Source organism: Paracoccus sigandri (assembly GCF_003709565.1).
GTDB classification, from domain to species: Bacteria; Pseudomonadota; Alphaproteobacteria; order Rhodobacterales; family Rhodobacteraceae; genus Paracoccus; species Paracoccus siganidrum.
This window is the reverse complement of the sequence record NZ_QNRC01000023.1, coordinates 25,578-43,672: the sequence shown is the minus strand read 5'-3', so window position 1 is coordinate 43,672 and position 18,095 is coordinate 25,578. Positions and strand designations below refer to the sequence as shown.

The 18,095-nt window shown below is 66.7% G+C and carries 13 protein-coding genes; 6 read left to right on the top strand and 7 right to left on the bottom strand.

The window, feature by feature from the left end; genetic code table 11:
• Positions 1–16 precede the first annotated feature (16 nt).
• Together sucD and sucC are read right to left on the bottom strand one after the other, a co-directional pair.
• Positions 17–904 carry a succinate--CoA ligase subunit alpha gene (sucD, locus tag C9E82_RS17630; RefSeq protein ID WP_119897323.1) on the bottom strand — a complete coding sequence of 296 codons (888 nt, stop codon included), beginning with the start codon at positions 902–904 and terminating at the stop codon, positions 17–19.
• Entirely contained in the window at positions 904–2,136 is a 1,233-nt protein-coding gene (sucC, locus tag C9E82_RS17625) for an ADP-forming succinate--CoA ligase subunit beta (RefSeq protein ID WP_276312082.1), read from the bottom strand. Before sucC ends, sucD begins: the two co-directional genes overlap by 1 nt.
• A gap of 370 nt (positions 2,137–2,506) precedes the next feature.
• Here sucC and C9E82_RS17620 point away from each other — a divergent pair, with 370 nt between their 5' ends.
• From C9E82_RS17620 to C9E82_RS17605, 4 genes are all read left to right on the top strand, one after another.
• Positions 2,507–3,223, top strand: a complete 717-nt coding sequence (locus C9E82_RS17620) for a GntR family transcriptional regulator (RefSeq protein WP_119897313.1) — start codon at positions 2,507–2,509, stop codon at positions 3,221–3,223.
• A gap of 57 nt (positions 3,224–3,280) precedes the next feature.
• The gene (oxc, locus tag C9E82_RS17615; protein WP_119897312.1) at positions 3,281–5,035 is read left to right on the top strand and encodes an oxalyl-CoA decarboxylase; all 1,755 of its coding nucleotides are present in this window, start codon (positions 3,281–3,283) and stop codon (positions 5,033–5,035) included.
• Positions 5,036–5,079: 44 nt separating this feature from the next.
• Positions 5,080–6,354, top strand: coding sequence for a formyl-CoA transferase (gene frc / locus C9E82_RS17610; RefSeq protein ID WP_119897311.1), 1,275 nt, complete (start codon positions 5,080–5,082; stop codon positions 6,352–6,354).
• A 75-nt stretch (positions 6,355–6,429) separates the two neighbouring features.
• Positions 6,430–7,500, top strand: coding sequence for a ketopantoate reductase family protein (locus C9E82_RS17605; RefSeq protein ID WP_119897310.1), 1,071 nt, complete (start codon positions 6,430–6,432; stop codon positions 7,498–7,500).
• Between the two features lie 609 nt (positions 7,501–8,109).
• Here the strand turns inward: C9E82_RS17605 and oxlT are convergent.
• Complete coding sequence (gene oxlT / locus C9E82_RS17600) at positions 8,110–9,441, bottom strand: oxalate/formate MFS antiporter (RefSeq protein WP_119897309.1); 1,332 nt, start codon at positions 9,439–9,441, stop codon at positions 8,110–8,112.
• Between the two features lie 432 nt (positions 9,442–9,873).
• Positions 9,874–10,014 carry a hypothetical protein gene (locus tag C9E82_RS24600; protein ID WP_170162024.1) on the bottom strand — a complete coding sequence of 47 codons (141 nt, stop codon included), beginning with the start codon at positions 10,012–10,014 and terminating at the stop codon, positions 9,874–9,876.
• Between the two features lie 496 nt (positions 10,015–10,510).
• Between C9E82_RS24600 and C9E82_RS17595 the strand changes: the two genes are divergently transcribed.
• Positions 10,511–12,688: an acetate--CoA ligase family protein gene (locus C9E82_RS17595; protein WP_119897308.1), complete on the top strand. Its 2,178-nt coding sequence runs from the start codon at positions 10,511–10,513 to the stop codon at positions 12,686–12,688.
• A 141-nt stretch (positions 12,689–12,829) separates the two neighbouring features.
• Here the strand turns inward: C9E82_RS17595 and C9E82_RS17590 are convergent, their stop codons facing one another.
• From C9E82_RS17590 to C9E82_RS17580, 3 genes are read right to left on the bottom strand one after another with little or no spacing between them, the layout of a single operon-like run.
• Complete coding sequence (locus tag C9E82_RS17590) at positions 12,830–14,329, bottom strand: malonate--CoA ligase (protein WP_119897307.1); 1,500 nt, start codon at positions 14,327–14,329, stop codon at positions 12,830–12,832.
• Between the two features lie 10 nt (positions 14,330–14,339).
• Complete coding sequence (locus C9E82_RS17585) at positions 14,340–15,689, bottom strand: malonyl-CoA decarboxylase (RefSeq protein WP_119897306.1); 1,350 nt, start codon at positions 15,687–15,689, stop codon at positions 14,340–14,342.
• Positions 15,690–15,725: 36 nt separating this feature from the next.
• Positions 15,726–17,105 (bottom strand): SLC13 family permease, encoded by a 1,380-nt coding sequence (locus C9E82_RS17580; protein WP_119897305.1) that lies wholly within the window; start codon positions 17,103–17,105, stop codon positions 15,726–15,728.
• A gap of 165 nt (positions 17,106–17,270) precedes the next feature.
• On the opposite strand from C9E82_RS17580, the gene C9E82_RS17575 reads away from it, so the two are divergent.
• Positions 17,271–17,924 carry a GntR family transcriptional regulator gene (locus tag C9E82_RS17575; protein WP_119897304.1) on the top strand — a complete coding sequence of 218 codons (654 nt, stop codon included), beginning with the start codon at positions 17,271–17,273 and terminating at the stop codon, positions 17,922–17,924.
• Positions 17,925–18,095: the final 171 nt, after the last annotated feature.

Genomic DNA, 18,095 nt, shown 5'->3' with positions numbered 1-18,095 from the left:
CGGGGCGGAGCGGTTTTCAGGCGCGCCCCATGGCCTTGAGCACCGCGCGGCCCAGATCGGCGGGGCTTTCGGCGACGGTGATGCCCGCCGACCGCATCGCCTCGATCTTCTCCTCGGCGCCGCCCTGACCGCCCGAGACGATGGCCCCGGCATGGCCCATGCGGCGCCCCGGCGGCGCGGTGCGCCCGGCGATGAAGCCGGCGGTGGGCTTCGAGCGCCCGCGCTTCGCCTCGTCCTGCAGGAACTGCGCCGCCTCCTCCTCGGCCGAGCCGCCGATCTCGCCGATCATGATGATCGCCTCGGTCTCGGGATCGGCGAGGAACCGTTCCAGCACGTCGATATGCTCGGTGCCCTTGATCGGGTCGCCGCCGATGCCGACGCATGTGCTTTGCCCCAGCCCGACATCCGAGGTCTGCTTGACCGCCTCGTAGGTCAGCGTGCCCGAGCGCGAGACGACGCCGACCGCGCCGCGCCTGTGGATATGGCCGGGCATGATGCCGATCTTGCAGGCGTCGGGGGTGATGATGCCGGGGCAGTTCGGCCCGATCAGCACCGCGCCGGATCCCTGCAACGCCCGCTTGACCTTCATCATGTCCAGGACCGGCACGCCTTCGGTGATCGCGACGATCAGCTCGATCCCGGCATCGATCGCTTCCAGGATCGCGTCGGCAGCAAAGGGCGGCGGGACATAGATCGCGCTGGCATTGGCGCCGGTCCGCGCCCGCGCCTCGGCCACCGTGTCGAAGACCGGCAGGCCGATATGCGTGTCACCGCCCTTGCCCGGCGTGACGCCGCCGACCATCATGGTGCCGTAGGCAAGCGCCTGCTCGGAATGGAAGGTGCCCTGAGAGCCGGTCAGGCCCTGGCAGATCACGCGGGTGTTCTCATCGACGAGAATGGCCATCATGCATACTCCTTCACTGCCGCGACGACCTTTTTCGCCGCATCCGCCAGATCGTCGGCCGCGATGACGTCGAGGCCGGATTCGTTGAGGATCTTCTTGCCCAGCTCCACGTTGGTGCCCTCCAGCCGCACCACCAGCGGGACCTTCAACCCCACCTCCTTCACGGCGGCGATCACCCCCTCGGCGATGACGTCGCAGCGCATGATGCCGCCGAAGATGTTGATGAGGATGCCCCTGACCTGCGGGTCCGAGGTGATGATCTTGAAGGCTTCCGTCACTTTCTCGGTGGTCGCGCCGCCGCCGACATCCAGGAAGTTCGCCGGCTCGGCGCCGTAGAGCTTGATGATATCCATCGTCGCCATGGCAAGGCCCGCGCCGTTGACCATGCAGCCGATCTCGCCGTCCAGCGCGATATAGTTCAGGTCGAATTTCGAGGCGGCCAGCTCCTTCGGGTCCTCCTCGGTCTCGTCGCGTAGGGCAAGGATCTCGGGCTGGCGATAGAGCGCGTTCGAATCGAAGCCCATCTTCGCATCCAGGCAGCGAAGCTCGCCCTTGTCGGTGACGATCAGCGGGTTGATCTCCAGCATCTCGGCGTCCTTCTCGACAAAGAGCCGGTAGAGCCGGCCGACGAGATCCACGCATTGGCGCACCTGCCGCCCTTCCAGACCCAGCGCGAAGGCGACGCGCCGGCCGTGGAAGCCCGAGATGCCGCTTGCCGGATCGACGGTGAAGGTGACGATCCGTTCCGGGGTTTCGGCGGCGACCTCCTCGATGTCCATGCCGCCCTCGGTCGAGCAGACGAAGGCGATGCGGCTGGTCTTCCGGTCGATCAGCATCGCCAGGTAGAGTTCGCGCGCGATGCCGGCGCCTTCCTCGATATAGATGCGGTTGACGGTGCGTCCCGCCGGCCCGCTCTGATGGGTGATGAGGGTGCGGCCCAGCATCCGCTGCACCTCGTTGGCGGCCTCCTCGACCGATCGGGTCAGCCGCACGCCGCCCTTCTCGCCCGCCGAGGCTTCCTTGAACCGCCCCTTGCCGCGTCCGCCGGCATGGATCTGCGCCTTGACGACCCAGACCGGCCCGTCGAGTTCGCTGGCCGCCGTCTTCGCCTCGTCCGCCTTCAGCACGACGCGCCCGTCCGAGACCGGCGCGCCATATTCGCGGAGCAGCTGCTTGGCCTGATATTCGTGAATGTTCAAGGCTTTCCTCCCTGATGTTCGGCACCGCCGCAGCCCGTCACCTGACGGATTGCGTCATCGCGGCACCAGCGGTGATTCAGCCCGCGGCGGGGCGGGCGAGGGCGGGCTTGGCTTCGCGGAATGGCGCCGCTTTCGCCCTGATTTGCATTGTTGGTATTCCAGATACCACATGGTAAGCTCTCGATCAAGCGCCATGGCATCGCGTCATAAAGTCCATATGAATTATGTTATATATCAATATATTGACTAGTGGCACTCATTGCCAATCTCGGGGCGCTCCGGCCATCCTCGAAAAGATGTTGCAAGCCAAATTTGTCTGGTCTATGGTATGCCAGATGGCAGAAGCAATGGGACAGGCCCATTGCCGAAAAGGGAAGGTCGGCTCGTGCGTGAGGGGCGTCACATGGCCAAAAGCATTCGGCTGAAGCCGCTGGCGGTCAGTTCCACGCTGAAGGACCGCATCTATGACGCGCTGCGCGACGCCATCCTGAAGATGAACATCTATGGCGAGGGCACCGACCTGCGGCTGGACGAGCGCAGGATGGCCGCGGAACTGGGCATCTCGCGCACGCCGCTGCGCGAGGCGGTGGCCCGGCTGGAACAGGACGGCTATGTCGAGATCCGGCCGCGCAAGGGCGTCTATGTCAGGCGCAAGTCGCTGGAAGAGGTGCTGGAGGTGATCGTGGTCTGGGCCGCGCTGGAAAGCATGGCGGCCCGGCTGGTGGTCGAGGTCGCCGACGATGCCCAATTGCGGGCGCTGCGCGAGTTCGGCACGGCCTTCGGCGGCGACGCGGCACGCGCCGATATCGGCGAATATACCGAACACAACATCCGCTTCCACCAGCGGATCCTGGATCTGTCGGGCTGCGCCATGCTGTCGACCATCGCCCAGGGGATGCTGCTGCACATGCGCGCCGTCCGGCAGCGGGCGATGGGGGAAAGCGACCGCGCGGGACGCTCGGTGGTCGATCACATGGCGATCATCGAATCGCTGGAACGCCGGGATGCCGATCTCGCCTCGCAACTGGTGCGCGAGCACACGATGCGGCTGCACGACCACGTCCGGCGCACCTGGACGAGACTGGAAACCCAATCGAGGGCGCGCGGCATGTCGGCGTGACGCCGGCAAGCCGCGGCACGAGGCCCCGGACATTTAGGATGCGAGAGGAGAGGTAGCATGAATCTGACAATCCAAGCGCGGCCCGCCGATGAGATCGAAGGCCAGGATGCGCCGCAGGCACTGACCGACGGCTTCCACCTGATCGTCGACGCCCTCAAGCTGAACGGCATCACCAATATCTACAACGTGCCGGGCATCCCGATCACCGATCTGGGGCGGCTTGCCCAGGCCGAGGGGATGCGCGTCATCTCGTTCCGCCACGAACAGCACGCCGGCTATGCCGCCTCGATCGCCGGCTATCTGACCCAGAAGCCGGGCATCTGCCTGACCGTGTCGGCGCCGGGCTTCCTGAACGGCCTCACCGCGCTGGCGAACGCGACGACCAACTGCTTCCCGATGATCCTCATCAGCGGCTCGTCCGAGCGCGAGATCGTGGACCTGCAGCAGGGCGATTACGAGGAGATGGACCAGCTGGCCATCGCCCGCCCGCATTGCAAGGCCGCCTATCGCGTGCTGCACGCCGAGGACATCGGCATCGGCATCGCCCGCGCCATCCGCGCCGCGGTCTCGGGCCGGCCCGGCGGCGTCTACCTGGACCTGCCGGCCAAGCTGCTGGCCCAGACCATGGATGCCGAGGAGGGCCGCCGGTCGCTGGTCAAGGTCGTCGATGCCGCGCCCCGGCAGATCCCGGCGCCCGACGCGGTGGACCGCGCCATCGAGGTGCTGCAGGGCGCCAAGCGCCCGCTGATCATCCTCGGCAAGGGCGCCGCCTATGCCCAGGCCGACGCGGCGGTCCGCGCCTTCGTCGAGACCTCGGGCATTCCCTACCTGCCGATGAGCATGGCCAAGGGCCTGCTGCCGGACGACCATCCGCAATCGGCGGGGGCCGCCCGCTCGCTGGCGCTGAAAGAGGCCGACACGGTCGTGCTGATCGGCGCGCGGCTCAACTGGTTGCTGTCGCATGGCAAGGGCAAGAGCTGGGGCCAGCCGGGCAGCAAGAAATTCGTCCATATCGACATCGAGCCGCGCGAGATGGACAGCAACGTGCCGATCGACGCGCCGCTGGTCGGCGATGTGGGCTCCTGCCTCGAGGCGCTGCTTGCCCGCATGGACGGCAGCTGGCAGGCCCCGCCCGCCGACTGGACCGGCAGGCTGGCCGAGCGCAAGGAGGCCAACATCGCCAAGATGGCGTCCAAGCTGAAGAAGAACTCGGCGCCGATGGATTTCCACACCGCGCTGGCGCCGCTGCGCCAGATCATCAAGGACCGGCCGGACGTCATCCTGGTCAACGAGGGCGCCAACACGCTGGACCTGGCCCGCGGCGTCATCGACATGTACAGGCCGCGCCACCGGCTGGACGTCGGCACCTGGGGGGTGATGGGCGTCGGCATGGGCTCGGCCATCGCCGCCGCGGTCGAGACCGGCCAGCCGGTCCTGGCGATCGAGGGCGACAGCGCCTTCGGTTTCTGCGGCATGGAGATCGAGACGATCTGCCGCTACAAGCTGCCGGTCTGCGTGGTGATCTTCAACAACAACGGCATCTATCGCGGCACCGACGTCAATCCCAGCGGCGGATCGGACGTCGCCACCACGGTCTTCGTCCCCGACTCGCGCTACGAGATGATGATGGAGGCCTTCGGCGGCACCGGCGCCTATGTCACCACCCCGGACGAGCTGGACCGGGCGGTGCGCCAGGCCCTCGATTCCGGCAAGCCGACCCTGGTCAACGCGGTGATCGACCCGGCCGCAGGCACTGAAAGCGGCAATATCGGCAGCCTCAACCCGCAAAGCGCGCTGACCAAGAAGGTCTGAGGCCCCCAGGGCCGGAAAACGCGGAACACATAAAGGAATATGCCATGAAAGCTCTCGACGGTATCAAGGTCCTGGACTTCACCCATGTTCAGTCCGGCCCAACCTGCACGCAACTTCTGGCCTGGCTGGGCGCCGACGTCATCAAGGTCGAACGCGCCGGCGTCGGCGACGCGACGCGCCAGCAGCTGGTCGACAAGCCGGGCGCGGACAGCCTCTATTTCACGATGCTGAACCACAACAAGCGCTCGCTGGAGCTGGACACCAAGAGCGCCGAGGGCAAGGAGGTGCTGACCCGGCTGATCGAGACCTGCGACATCCTGGTCGAGAACTTCGCGCCGGGCGCGCTGGACCGGATGGGCTTCGGCTGGGAGAAGATCCAGCAGATCAACCCGCGCATGATCATGGCCTCGGTCAAGGGCTTCGGTCCGGGGCGCTACGAGGAATGCAAGGTCTACGAGAACGTCGCGCAATGCGCCGGCGGATCGGCCTCGACCACCGGCTGGCGCGACGACCGGCCGATGGTCACGGGCGCGCAGATCGGCGATTCCGGCACCGGCCTGCACCTGGCCTTCGGCATCCTCGCCGCGCTGTTCCAGCGCGAGACATCGGGTCGCGGCCAGCGCGTCCTGGCGGCGATGCAGGACGGCGTCCTCAATCTCTGCCGGGTCAAGCTGCGCGACCAGCAGCGCCTCGCCGCCGGCCCGCTGACCGAATATTCGCAATTCGGCGAGGGGATCGAGTTCGGCGAAGCCGTGCCGCGCGCGGGCAATGACTCGGGCGGCGGCCAGCCGGGCCGGATCCTGAAATGCAAGGGCTGGGAGACCGATCCCAACGCCTATACCTATTTCATCACCCAGGCCGCCGTCTGGGAACGGGTCTGCGACGTGATCGGCAAGCCCGAATGGAAGACCGATCCCGACTATGCCACGCCGAAGGCGCGGCTGCCGCGGCTGAACGAGATCTTCGACGCGATCGAGGCCTGGACGATGACCAAGACCAAGTTCGAGGTCATGGACATCTGCAACCCGCTGGACATCCCGGTCGGCCCGATCCTCAGCATGAAGGAGATCGCCGAGGACCCGGACCTGCGCAAGACCGGCACGATCGTCGAGGTCGACCACCCGAAGCGCGGCAAATACCTGACCGTCGGCTGTCCCGTCAAACTGTCCGACAGCCCGGTCGAGGTCCTGCGCTCGCCGCTGCTGGGGGAACATACGGTCGAGATCCTCGAGGGGGTGCTTGGCTATAGCGGCGGCGAACTGGACCGGATCATCGGCTCGGGCGCGGTCGGCAAGGTCGGCGCCGTCGCGGCAGAGTAGGGCAGGGTGCCCCGGCGCCTTCTTTCGGAACGCCTCGGGGCGTTCCGCTCCTCTCATTCGCTCAGGTGAACGCATATGACCTATCGAATCCTGATTCTCGGGGCCTCCTACGGGTCGCTGCTCGGGACCAAGCTGCTGATGGCCGGACATGACGTGTCGCTGGTCTGCCGGGCCTCGACCGCCGCGCTGATCAACGACGAAGGCACCGAGGTGCGGATCCGCCTGCGGGGCGAAGACGAACACCGCCGGATCCGTTCCTCGGAGCTGCCCGGCCGGCTTGCCGCGCTGGTGCCCGACGAGGTCGATCCCGACGCCTTCGACATGGTCGGCCTGGCGATGCAGGAACCGCAATACGGCGTGCAGAGCATCCGCGAGCTTGTCGGCCGCATCGCCGCCGCCAGAAAGCCGTGCCTGTCGATCATGAACATGCCGCCGCTGGCCTATCTGCGGCGGCTGCCCGGCCTGCAGGTCGACAAGCTGGCGGCAAGCTTCTCGAATCCGGGGATATGGGACGAGTTCGATCCCGACCTGGTGACGCTCTGCAGCCCCGACCCGCAGGCCTATCGGCCGCCCGAGGAGGCGCCGAACGTGCTGCATGTCGGGTTGCCGACCAATTTCCGGGCCGCGAAATTCGGCGACGCGGGCGCCAATGCCATCCTCTCGGACCTGGAGGCGGATATCGACGCCGTGCGCCTGGACGGCAAGGACGTGCCGGTGAAGATCCGCGTCTTCGACTCGCTCTTCGTGCCGCTGGCCAAGTGGAGCATGTTGCTGGCCGGCAATTACCGCTGCGTCACCGGCAATGGCGTGCGGCCGATCCGCGAGGCGGTCCACGAGAACCTGGCGACGTCGCGCAAGGTCTATGACCTGGTCGACGACATCGCCCGCAGGCTTGGCGCGGCGCCCGAGGACCAGGTGCCGTTCGAAAAATATGCCAGCGCGGCCGAGCAGCTTCTGAACCCCTCGTCGGTCGCCCGCGCCGTCGCCGGCGGCGCGACCGAGATCGAGCGCGTCGACAAGCTGGTCCAGCTGATCGGCCGCGACCTGGGGATCTCGAGCCCCGAGATCGATCAGACGGTGGCGGTGATCGACGCGAGCCTTGCCGAGAACAGCGGCGTTCCTGCGGCCCGGAAGGCCTCGGGCTGACATCGCCGCCTGCCGGCGGCGCACCGCTTGCGCCGCGGGATGTCGCCGGGAACGAACCGGATATTCACCAGGAAATGGCCCACGAACCCTAGGTTCGTGGGCCATTCTTCATGGGCGCACCATCCTTCTTCGCAACGACGGTGCTTGCGTGAACCTGGAGCCAGTCCCCTCTCGCGGATGGGGCGGCGCTGCGGCCACCGATCTCGCTGATGCGCAGGCGCGACCTTGATCCCATCGCGACGATCGCCACCCCACATGCCCGCAGCTTCGCCATTGGCCGCGTTTCTGGCGGACGGGCGCGACGCCGGCGCTGCCCCGGAACTCTCCGACGCGGATCCCCGGTGGCAGCGGCATGCCACACACCGACCGCCGGGCAGAAGGGCCGCCCCGCAGCGGTGTCGCCCGCGCCGCATCTTGCCAAGATCCGCAGGCCGCTGATCGGGCGATCTTCCTTTCGCAGCTCGCATATCTCCCCCCGCGGCATTCGGCACGGCCGCGTCCCGATGCTGGCGCGGGGATGCCGTTCCGCACCCCCGCCAAAGCCTTGCGCCAATGGAAATCCGGGGCGGCCTGGTGGGCCACCCCGGATCAGCTTTCTGGACAGCGCCGCTATCGTGGTGCGGGTGCCAGCTGGTCTCCGACGACGATCTTTCCTCGGTCGTCCAGTATCACGCCGTTCTCGGCATGGTGCTTTCTCAATAGTGGTCGGAGGATGAATATGGCGGCGAATGCAGCGCAGAGATCCATCGCAGCCATCATGTAGAGCACGGTCGCCCAGGTTCCCGTCGCCTCCATGATCAGGTTGCCGATCGGAACCAGCAGGGCCGCCATCCCCTTCGCGCAATACAGCACGCCATAGATCTTGCCGATATGCTTGGTGCCGAAGGCGTCGCCCGCCGTCGCGCTGAAGAGGCTGTAGACCTCGCCCCAGGCCAGGAACACGATGCCCGAGAGGATCACGAAGGCCCATGGGTTATGCCCGAAGGTGCCGAGCGCAAGGATGCCCAGCCCCTCGATCGTGAAGGCGATGAACATCGTCTTCTCGCGGCCGATATGGTCCGAGATCCAGCCGAACAGCGGACGCGAGATGCCGTTCATCACCCTGTCCATCATCAGCGCCAGCGGCAGCGCGGCCATGGTGAAGAAATACACGTTGACCGGCATTTCGCGGACACCCAGGTCCTCGGCGATGACGCCAAGCTGCGCGACCGCCATCAGGCCGCCGGTGACCGTGCCGGTGAACATCGCCAGCATGACCCAGAAGACCGGGGTGCGCAGCGCCTCGCCCAGGGTATAGTCGCGGCGCGACTGCGCGACCTGGTTCGAAAACACGGTCTCGCCCGCCTTCGGCGCCCTGAGAAAGCCCGCGATCAGCAGGATGGCGGCGCCCTGGATCAGGCCGAAGGTGAAGAAGGCCTGCTGATAGCCGCTGTTCTGGATCATGTTCGCAATCGGCATGATCGTGATGATCGTGCCCGAACCGTATCCTGCGGCAGTCAGGCCGGCCGCCAGCCCGCGGCGGTCCGGGAACCACTTCAGGGCATTGTTGATGCAGGTCGCATAGACGGCCCCGACGCCGATCCCCCCCAGAATCGAGCCGAGATAGAAGCCGCTGAGCGACGTGGCATAGGAATTGACCAGCCAGGCCAGGCCGACGAAGAAGCCGCCGACCAGGACGACCACCCGCGGGCCGTGGCGATCGACGAAATGTCCGACGACGGGCGTGCCCCAAGTCTGGACGACGACGAAGATCGTGAATGCGGTCTGGATCGCGGCCCGCGTCCAACCGTGGGCCTGTTGAATTTCAGGGACGAAAAGCGTCCATGAGTACTGGATATTCGAGGCGGCAACCATACAGCCGACGCCTACGATGAGCTGAAGCCAGCGAGTTGCCGGGGGATTCCCCTGTCCCCCTACAGATGTATCCGTTGTGTCAGACATTGACCGTCCCTCCTCCATTCGAGCGGACATTGACCGTTCCACCTTCGCTAGAGCGACTGTTTCCGAGCGGCAACCAGGCCCTCGGCGCTTGACCGTTCACGAAGATGTACGCCGGCATCTTGGTATAATGGATGCCACATGGCAAGACGGAATTCGGCCGTCGCGCCGCGTATCGGTACCGATCAGTGCAGGAAACGGGCTTCGCTCCGAGACCCGCGAGGGATCTCAGAGCGCTCAAATGAAAGGACAAATTGTCGCAGGCGCGCCGGCCTGAAGGCGCGTGAAAAAAATTGGTCGCGACTGCTTGGGAACGGTGCTTGGGAGGCTTCGGAGGGGGGATTCGGCGTAAATCAGCGCATCAGCGAAGCATTCCTGGCGCCGCCCTGCGGCCGCTTTTTCGCGAAAAGCGGCACGTTGGGCAGGGCAGAGTCGTCAGGCCGAGAAATAGCGCCAGGATTCGTTCTTGGGCTCGATCGATTCCTTGCGGTCGTAGATCTCGCCCAGGACGCGCAGGACGCGATCCAGGATGGTGCGGGGGCCCGTCGGGCGGTGCAGCAGAGTGGTGGTCGGCATTGGTTCTGTCTCCTTGATGTCAAACCTGGCGTCCCTGGCCGGGATGCTTGGTTGCGTGATATATAACATGCCAGAATGGCTTCGGTAGGACCGATTCTGCATCGCGGCATTGCATCTGGCGCATGACTGCGGCCCGGCGCTCTTGCCCCAGGAAGCGTTGAGATTTGCCGCTGCCGATCGGCGACCGGAACGGCTTGGCGCACGCCGTCCCCGAGGCCCCCGAACAAATCCCCGCCGCGCCGCCGAACTCCTGCTTGACAGTTTGGCATGCCATATGCCACGATGATTGCGACGGGAGGTGATGTGCGGGCATTTACGCCGCTCCATGAGGGCGCCCGCTTTCGGAAAGCGTGACCTGTGTCCGGGGGGCCGTCGCCCCGCAGAATGTCGATGCAGGCAGAGATCTGGGCGAGACCTGCTCTTGCCCCCAGCGGTCGCCAGCACAGGCCGGCCCCGTACCCACCGGACCAAACAGGAACGAAGCCAGGAGGAAACGATGGCAGAACAAGCTCTGAAACTGCGCCCGCTAAGTGTCAGCCCAGAGGCCGGACAGCCCCAGGATGCGGTGCGCGCCATCCTCGACAAGGTCAAGGCCGAGGGCCGCGACAGCCTGACCGCGCCCGAGGGCAAGATCGTCTGCGACGCCTACGGCATCGCGGTGCCGCAGGAAGGCGTGGCGAAATCGGCCGCCGAGGCGGTCAGCCTTGCCGAGGGCATGGGCTATCCGGTGGTGCTGAAGATCGTCTCGCCCGACATCCTCCACAAGACCGAGGCCGGCGGCGTGCTGGTCGGGCTGCGCAGCAGGGAAGAGGTCGAGACGGGCTATGACCGGATTCTCGCCAATGCCCGCAACTACAAGGCCGACGCCCGGATCGAAGGGGTGCAGATCCAGCAGATGCTGACCGGCGGCCAGGAGGTCATCATCGGTGCGGTGACCGACGCCAGCTTCGGCAAGCTCGTCGCCTTCGGTCTTGGCGGCGTTCTGGTCGAGGTGCTGAAGGACATCACCTTCCGGCTTGCCCCGGCGACGCGCGAGGATGCCCTGTCGATGCTGGACGGCATCCAGGCGGCCGAGATCCTCAGGGGTGTGCGCGGCGGCGATGCCGTCGACCGCGAGGCGCTGGCCGAGATGATCGTCAAGGTCAGCCAGCTGGTCAGCGACTTCCCCGAGATCTCGGAGCTTGACCTGAACCCGGTCTTCGCCACCGCCTCGGGTGCCATCGCCGCCGATGTGCGCGTGGTGGTCGATTTCTCGCCCCAGCCGGCGCGGCATCGTCCCAGCCAGGAGGACATCGTCCGCCAGATGAACCGCATCATGAAGCCCGATGCGGTCGCGGTGATCGGCGCCTCGGCCGAGGACGGCAAGATCGGCAACTCGGTGATGAAGAACCTCATCAACGGCGGCTACAAGGGGACGATCTATCCGATCCATCCCAAGGCCGACGAGATCATGGGGCTCAAGGCCTACAAGTCGGTCAAGGACGTTCCCGGCACCATCGACGTCGCCGTCTTCGCCATCCCCGCCAAATTCGTCGCCGGCGCGCTGATCGAATGCGGCGAGAAAGAGATCCCCGGTGCCGTGCTGATCCCCTCGGGCTTTGCCGAAACCGGCAATGTCGAGGGCCAGGAGGAAATCCAGGAGATCGGCCGGAAATACAACATTCGCCTGATGGGTCCGAACATCTACGGCTTCTACTACACGCCGCAGAACCTCTGCGCGACCTTCTGCACGGCCTACGACGTGCAGGGAACGGCGGCGCTGTCCTCGCAGTCGGGGGGCATCGGCATGGCGATCATCGGCTTCAGCCGGTCGGCCAAGATGGGCGTCTCGGCCATCGTCGGCCTGGGCAACAAGTCGGATATCGACGAGGACGACCTGCTGACCTTCTTCGAGCAGGACGACAATACCAAGATCATCGCCCAGCATCTGGAGGATCTGAAGGACGGCCGTTCCTTCGCGGAAGTGGCGAAGCGGGTGTCGAAGAAGAAGCCCGTCGTCGTGCTGAAGGCCGGGCGCACCTCGGCGGGCGCCGCGGCGGCCAGTTCGCATACCGGCGCGCTTGCCGGCAACGACAAGATCTACGAGGACGTCTTCGCGCAATCGGGCGTCATCCGGGCCCGGTCGCTGCGCGACCTGCTGGAATATGCGCGGGGCGTGCCGGTCCTGCCGACGCCGCAGGGCGAGAACGTGGTCATCATCACCGGCGCCGGCGGGTCGGGCGTGCTGCTGTCGGACGCCTGCGTCGACAACGGGCTCAACCTCATGTCGATGCCGGACGACCTTGACGCGGCCTTCCGCAAGTTCATCCCGCCCTTCGGCGCGGCCGGCAACCCGGTCGACATCACCGGCGGCGAGCCGCCCAGCACCTATCGCAACACCATCAAGCTGGGCCTCGAGGATCCGCGGATCCACTCGATCATCCTGGGCTACTGGCACACGATCATCACGCCGCCGATGGTCTTCGCCGAACTGGTGATCGACGTGGTCGAGGAGATGAAGAAGAAGGGCATCCACAAGCCGATCGTCGCCTCGCTGGCAGGCGATGTCGAGGTGGAGGCCGCCGCCGAACATCTCTACGCACATGGCGTGCCGGCCTATGCCTATTCCACCGAGATCCCGGTGGCGGTGCTGGGGGCCAAGTACAAATGGGCCCGCGGCGCCGGCCTGCTCTAGGGATTGCCCGCAGCCTCCCTTGCGGGTGCGGAGGCGGTCGAGGACCCCGCCTCCGCGCATGGCGCGCCCTCCCGAAACGGAGTGGCGCGCCTTTTTTGGGGGGCGCCAGGAAAGGGCAGCGGGTCGGCGACCGAGGCCCCGTCAGTGGTAAAGCCCGGCGAACCGGTCGCGCAGCAGGTTCTTTTGCACCTTGCCCATGGTATTGCGCGGCAGCTCGTCGACGAACAGCACGCGCTTGGGCAGCTTGAACCTGGCCAGCCGCCTTTCCAGCATCGCCAGGACCTCGGCTTCCGGGGGCGCGGCGGGCCCCACGATCACCGCCGTCACGCCCTCGCCGAAATCGCGATGCGGCAGGCCGATCACGGCGGATTCGGTGACGCCGGGCAGGGCGTCGATCTCGGTCTCGATTTCCTTGGGATAGACGTTGTAGCCGCCGGTGATGATCAGGTCCTTGCCGCGCCCGACGATGTGCAGATAGCCGCGTTCGTCGAACCGCCCCAGATCGCCGGTGATGAAGAAGCCGTTCGCGCGCAGCTCGGCGGCGGTCTTGTCCGGCATCCGCCAATAGCCCTTGAAGACGTTCGGGCCGCGCACCTCGATCATGCCGATCTCGCCCCGCGGCAGTTCCGCGCCGGTCTCGGGGTCGGTCACGATGATCTCGACGCCGGGCAGGGGCATTCCGACCGTCCCCGCCACCCGGTCCCCGTCATGGGGGTTCGAGGCGTTCATGTTCGTTTCCGTCATGCCATAGCGTTCCAAGATCGCGTGGCCCGTCCGCGCCCGCCATTCGCGATGCGTATCCGCCAGCAGCGGCGCCGAGCCCGAGATGAACAGCCGCATCCGCGAGGTGGTCTCGGCGTTCAGCATGTCGTCCTGCAGCAGCCGCGTGTAGAAGGTCGGCACCCCCATCAGCACCGTCGCGCGGGCCATCGCCTCGAAGATGCGGTCCACGTCGAATTTCGGCAGGAAGATCATCGAGGCGCCCGAGAACAGCGTGACATTGGTGGCGACGAACAGCCCATGTGTGTGGAAGATCGGCAGCGCATGGATCAGCACGTCGTCGGGCCCGTATTTCCAGGCCGCGCGCAGCGCCATCGCGTTCGAGACCAGGTTGCCATGCGTCAGCATCGCGCCCTTGGACCGCCCCGTGGTCCCCGAGGTGTAAAGCAGCGCCGCCAGATCGTCCGGGTTGCGCGGCACCGTCGCGAAATCCGGCGCCGCGTCCCTGGCCGCGTCGGCCAGGCTGCCTTGCCCGTCCGCCGCCAGCGTCACCAGCCGCGCGCCCTGCGTGACCGGCGCAAGCCGATCGGCCCTGGCCGGGTCGCAGACGAAGATCGCCGGGGCGGCGTCGCCGGCGAAATACTCGATCTCGGCCGGGGTATAGCCGGTGTTCAGCGGCAGAAAGACCGCGCCCGCCCGGACGGTGGCAAGATAGAGGATGATCGCCTCGACCGATTTCTCGACCTGCGCGGCCACCCGGTCGCCGGGCGTCACTCCCAGCGCCACCAGCGCATTCGCCATCCGGCCCGTGCGCGCGACCAGTTCCGCATAGCTGATCCGCCGGCCCGCGACCGTCTCGATGGCGGTGGCCTTCGGGTCGAAGATGCCGCGCGCGAGGATGTCGAAAAGATTGTCGCTCATGGGGTTCCTTTCAGCTGGCATTCGGCAGGGCGCGGGATACGGCCGGCGCCGCCGCGACCGTGCCCCGTTCGGCAAAGGCTTCGTGGTTCGCCTCGATCCGGTTCAGGTCGTAGAGGTAGTTGACCATCAGCCCGTGCGACTGCTTCAGCCCGTTCGCCGAAACATCGCCCAGATGGTTCAGCCGGTCGAGCTGTGCGCCATTGCCCAGATGGAAGCGCGCCACCGGATCGGGCACGCGGCCCTTGCCGTCGCGGGCGCGCAGGAAATAGGTGGCGGCGGCGGCCATGAGCGGCGCGCGCAGCGCCTCGGCCCTGTCGGCATCCATGTGCCAGCCGGGTTCGTCCAGCACGGCGAAGGCCGCGCGCTGCTCCGCGTCCAGGTCCGATCCCTCGTCCCGGCGCTGCGCCGACAGCCAGGCGGCAAAGCCGGGCACCGGGGACAGCGTGACGAAGGTGTGGATCTCCGGCAGCTCGGCCTTCAGTTCCTCGACCACCTGCTTGATGAGGAAATTGCCGAAGGACACGCCCGCCAGGCCGCGCTGGGTGTTCGAGATCGAATAGAAGACGGCGGTGGTCGCCTCCTCGGCCTCGATCGGCTGGCGCTCCAGGTCCAGCAGGCCGCCGACATTGTCGGGGATCGAGGTGGTCAGCGCGACTTCGACGAAGATCAGCGGCTCGTCGACCATCTGCGGGTGAAAAAACCCGTAGCAGCGCCGGTCGGTCGGCTGCAGGCGATTGCGCAGGTCGTCCCAGTTCCGGATGGCATGGACGGCCTCGTAACGGATGATCTTTTCGAGGATCGCCGCCGGGGTGTTCCAGTCGATGTGACGCAGCACGAGAAATCCCCTGTTGAACCAGGATCCGAACAGATGCGCGAAATCGTTGTCCACGCGCTTCAGGTCGGGATTGCCGCGCAGATGGGTCAGCAGCTCTTCCCGCATCCCGACCAGCGCCGCCGTGCCGCCGGGGGCAAGGTTCAGGCGGCGCAGCAATTCCTGGCGGCGCGGTTCGGCCGCGGCGTGCAGATCCTCCAGCGCCTCGGGGTCGCGCTTAAGCGCGGCCAGCGCCGCCTTGACCGCCTCGGGGTCGGGGCCGAAGCGTTCGGCCAGCACCCGCAGAAAGCCCAGCCGCGCATCGCGCCCCGCATGGTCGAAGGCCGACAGCAGCCCGCGCGCCAGGGCCACCCCCGAGGCCTCGCCCCGGCGCGACAGCAGCGCCTCGGCCAGTTCGGAAAGCTCGGGCGGCTGCGGGGGCTCGGCGGTGTCGCGGCGCCACAACAGGCGGCGCCCGCGTTCGGTCAGGGTCTCGAACAGCTCGCCCAGGAAGGCGGGGCGGTTCTGACGCGGCGCTGCGGGTTTCATCGCAATCTCCTTGGGTTCAGGGGGCGGCTGCGGGGATCATCCCGGCACCACGACGAAGATCAGCCAAAGGACGACCGGCGCGATCAACGTGACCAGCGCACCATAGTTCAGCAGCCGGCGGAAGAAGACCTGCTTGTCCACGCCCTGGGCGTTGGCCAGCACCAGCGCGCCATTGGTGGAAAACGGGCTGACGTCGACGATGGTCGAGGCGACCGCCATCCCGGCGATGAAGCCGATCGCGCCGACGCCGGTATCGCCCTGCAGGAACGGCACGGCCAGCGGGATCAGCGAGCCCAGCACCGCGGTGGACGAGGCGAAGGCCGACACCACCGCGCCGATGAAGAACAGCATCAGCGCCGCCAGCAGGGGCGAGGCCATGCCCGCCACGCTGTCGCCCACGAAATCGATGGTGCCCATGGTCTCCATCACCGCGACATAGGTCGAGACGCCGGTGATCAGCATGATCTCGGGCCAGGCGACCTGCGCCATGGCGCGTTTCTGCATGGTCGGCGCCCACAGCGCCAGCGCCAGGCCGATGGTCAGCGCGACGAAGCCGATATCCAGCTTGAAGGCCAGGACCAGCACGGCCAGGGTCGCAAGGCCCGCCAGCGTCACGATCTGATACAGGTTGCCGTCGGGGTGGTTGCCCTCCTCGACCTCGGCGACCAGCCTGTTCGATTCGCCGCCGCCTTCTTCGCCGATGCGCCGCGACAGGGCCTGCGCCTCGCTGTCGCCGAAGATCTGCGGGCCGGTCGCTGGCTTGGCGATCAGCACATGCGGGACGCTGACCGGCTCGATCTCTTGCCGAAGGCGCATCAGCGCGCGGCCGCCCAGGACCATGAACAGGATCGCCGCCACCGCCGCGTTGACGAAGAAACTGGCCGCGAAGGTGGTCATCGGGCTCAGCGGCAACCCGGCCTTCTCGACCACGCCATTGGTGATGCCGCCATAGATGCTGATCGGCGAGAAGCCCCCGGCCTGCGCGCCATGCACCACCATCAGGCCCATCAGCAGGGGCGAGATGTGATACCGGAAGGCGAAACCCAGCGCGATGGGCGCGACGATGGCGACCGCGCCGGGGCTGACCGCCCCGACCGCGGTCAGCAGGGCCGAGATGCCGAACATGATCCAGGGGATCGCCGCGATCCGCCCCTTGACCGCGCGGACGGCCATGCGCACCAGCCAGTCGATGGTGCCGTTGTTCTGCGCAAGCGCGAACAGCCAGGTGATGCCGACCAGCGTCAGGAACAGGCCGCCCGGAAAGCCGCCGATGATCTCGTTCGCGCTTTGCCCGGCCAGCAGCGTGCCGACCAGGAACGCACCGACGAATGCCAGCACGCCCATGTTGATCGGCCAGATCGTGGCGATGACGAACATCGCGGCCAGAGCGTAGATCGATAGAAAATGCGGGGTCATGCGCGGCTCCTCCCTCCTTGCAATCTCCTTGGATCCACGTCGGGCGCGAATCCCTTCCCGCGCTTGTTATACGTTTTGTTGATCATGATGTATATAACATAAACAGCGATGGATGAAATGCGCCGCGCTGGCTATATTGGGGCGGCAAGGCCGGAGAGGGGACAGATGGCGCGCATTCCGAACACGCTGCGTATCCGCAACGCGCTGGAAAACGCCATCGTGCGGGGGGTCTATGCCCCCGGCGCCCGCCTTGACCCCGAGGCGCTGGAGCGGGAATTCGACTGCTCGCGCACCCCGATCCGCGAGGCGCTGCACCAGCTGGAGGCCTCGGGCCTCGTCCGGGTCTTCCCCAAGCGCGGCACCTTCGTCACGGAATGGAGCGCCGAGGAACTGGCCGAGCGTTTCGAGGTCATGGCCGAGATCGAGGCGACCTGCGGCAGGCTGGCGGCGCGGCGCATCCTGGAATCCGAGCTGCTGGCGCTGGAGGAAGCGCATGACGCCTGCCGCCGGCACGCCGAGGCGGGCGATGTCGAGGGCTACTATACCTGCAACTCGGACTTCCACCACTGCATCTATCGCGCGACCCACAACGCCTTTCTCGAAAAGGAGGCGTCGCGGCTGCACGCGATGCTGCAGCCCTATCGCCGGATGCAATTGCAGGTCCGAAACCGCATGGCGCGGTCGTTCTCCGAACATGATGCGGTGGTTGCGGCGATCCGCGCCGGCGATGCCGAAGGCGCCGCCACCACCCTGCGCGAACATGTCATCGTGCAGGGCGACCGCTTCCACGACCTGGTCGCCTCGCTGCGCAAGGACTAGCCGGCGGGCAGCACGCCTTGCCTCTTGTCCGCGCGGGGCCCGCGTCCTATTTTGCGGGGCGAAAGGACGAATTCATGCATCAGTCGATCCGCAAGCGCTAAGGACCCGGTTCTTCGGTTTCACCACCCTGCCTGCCGGCGGGGTGTCCTCTTGCACTTGCTGGACTGACAT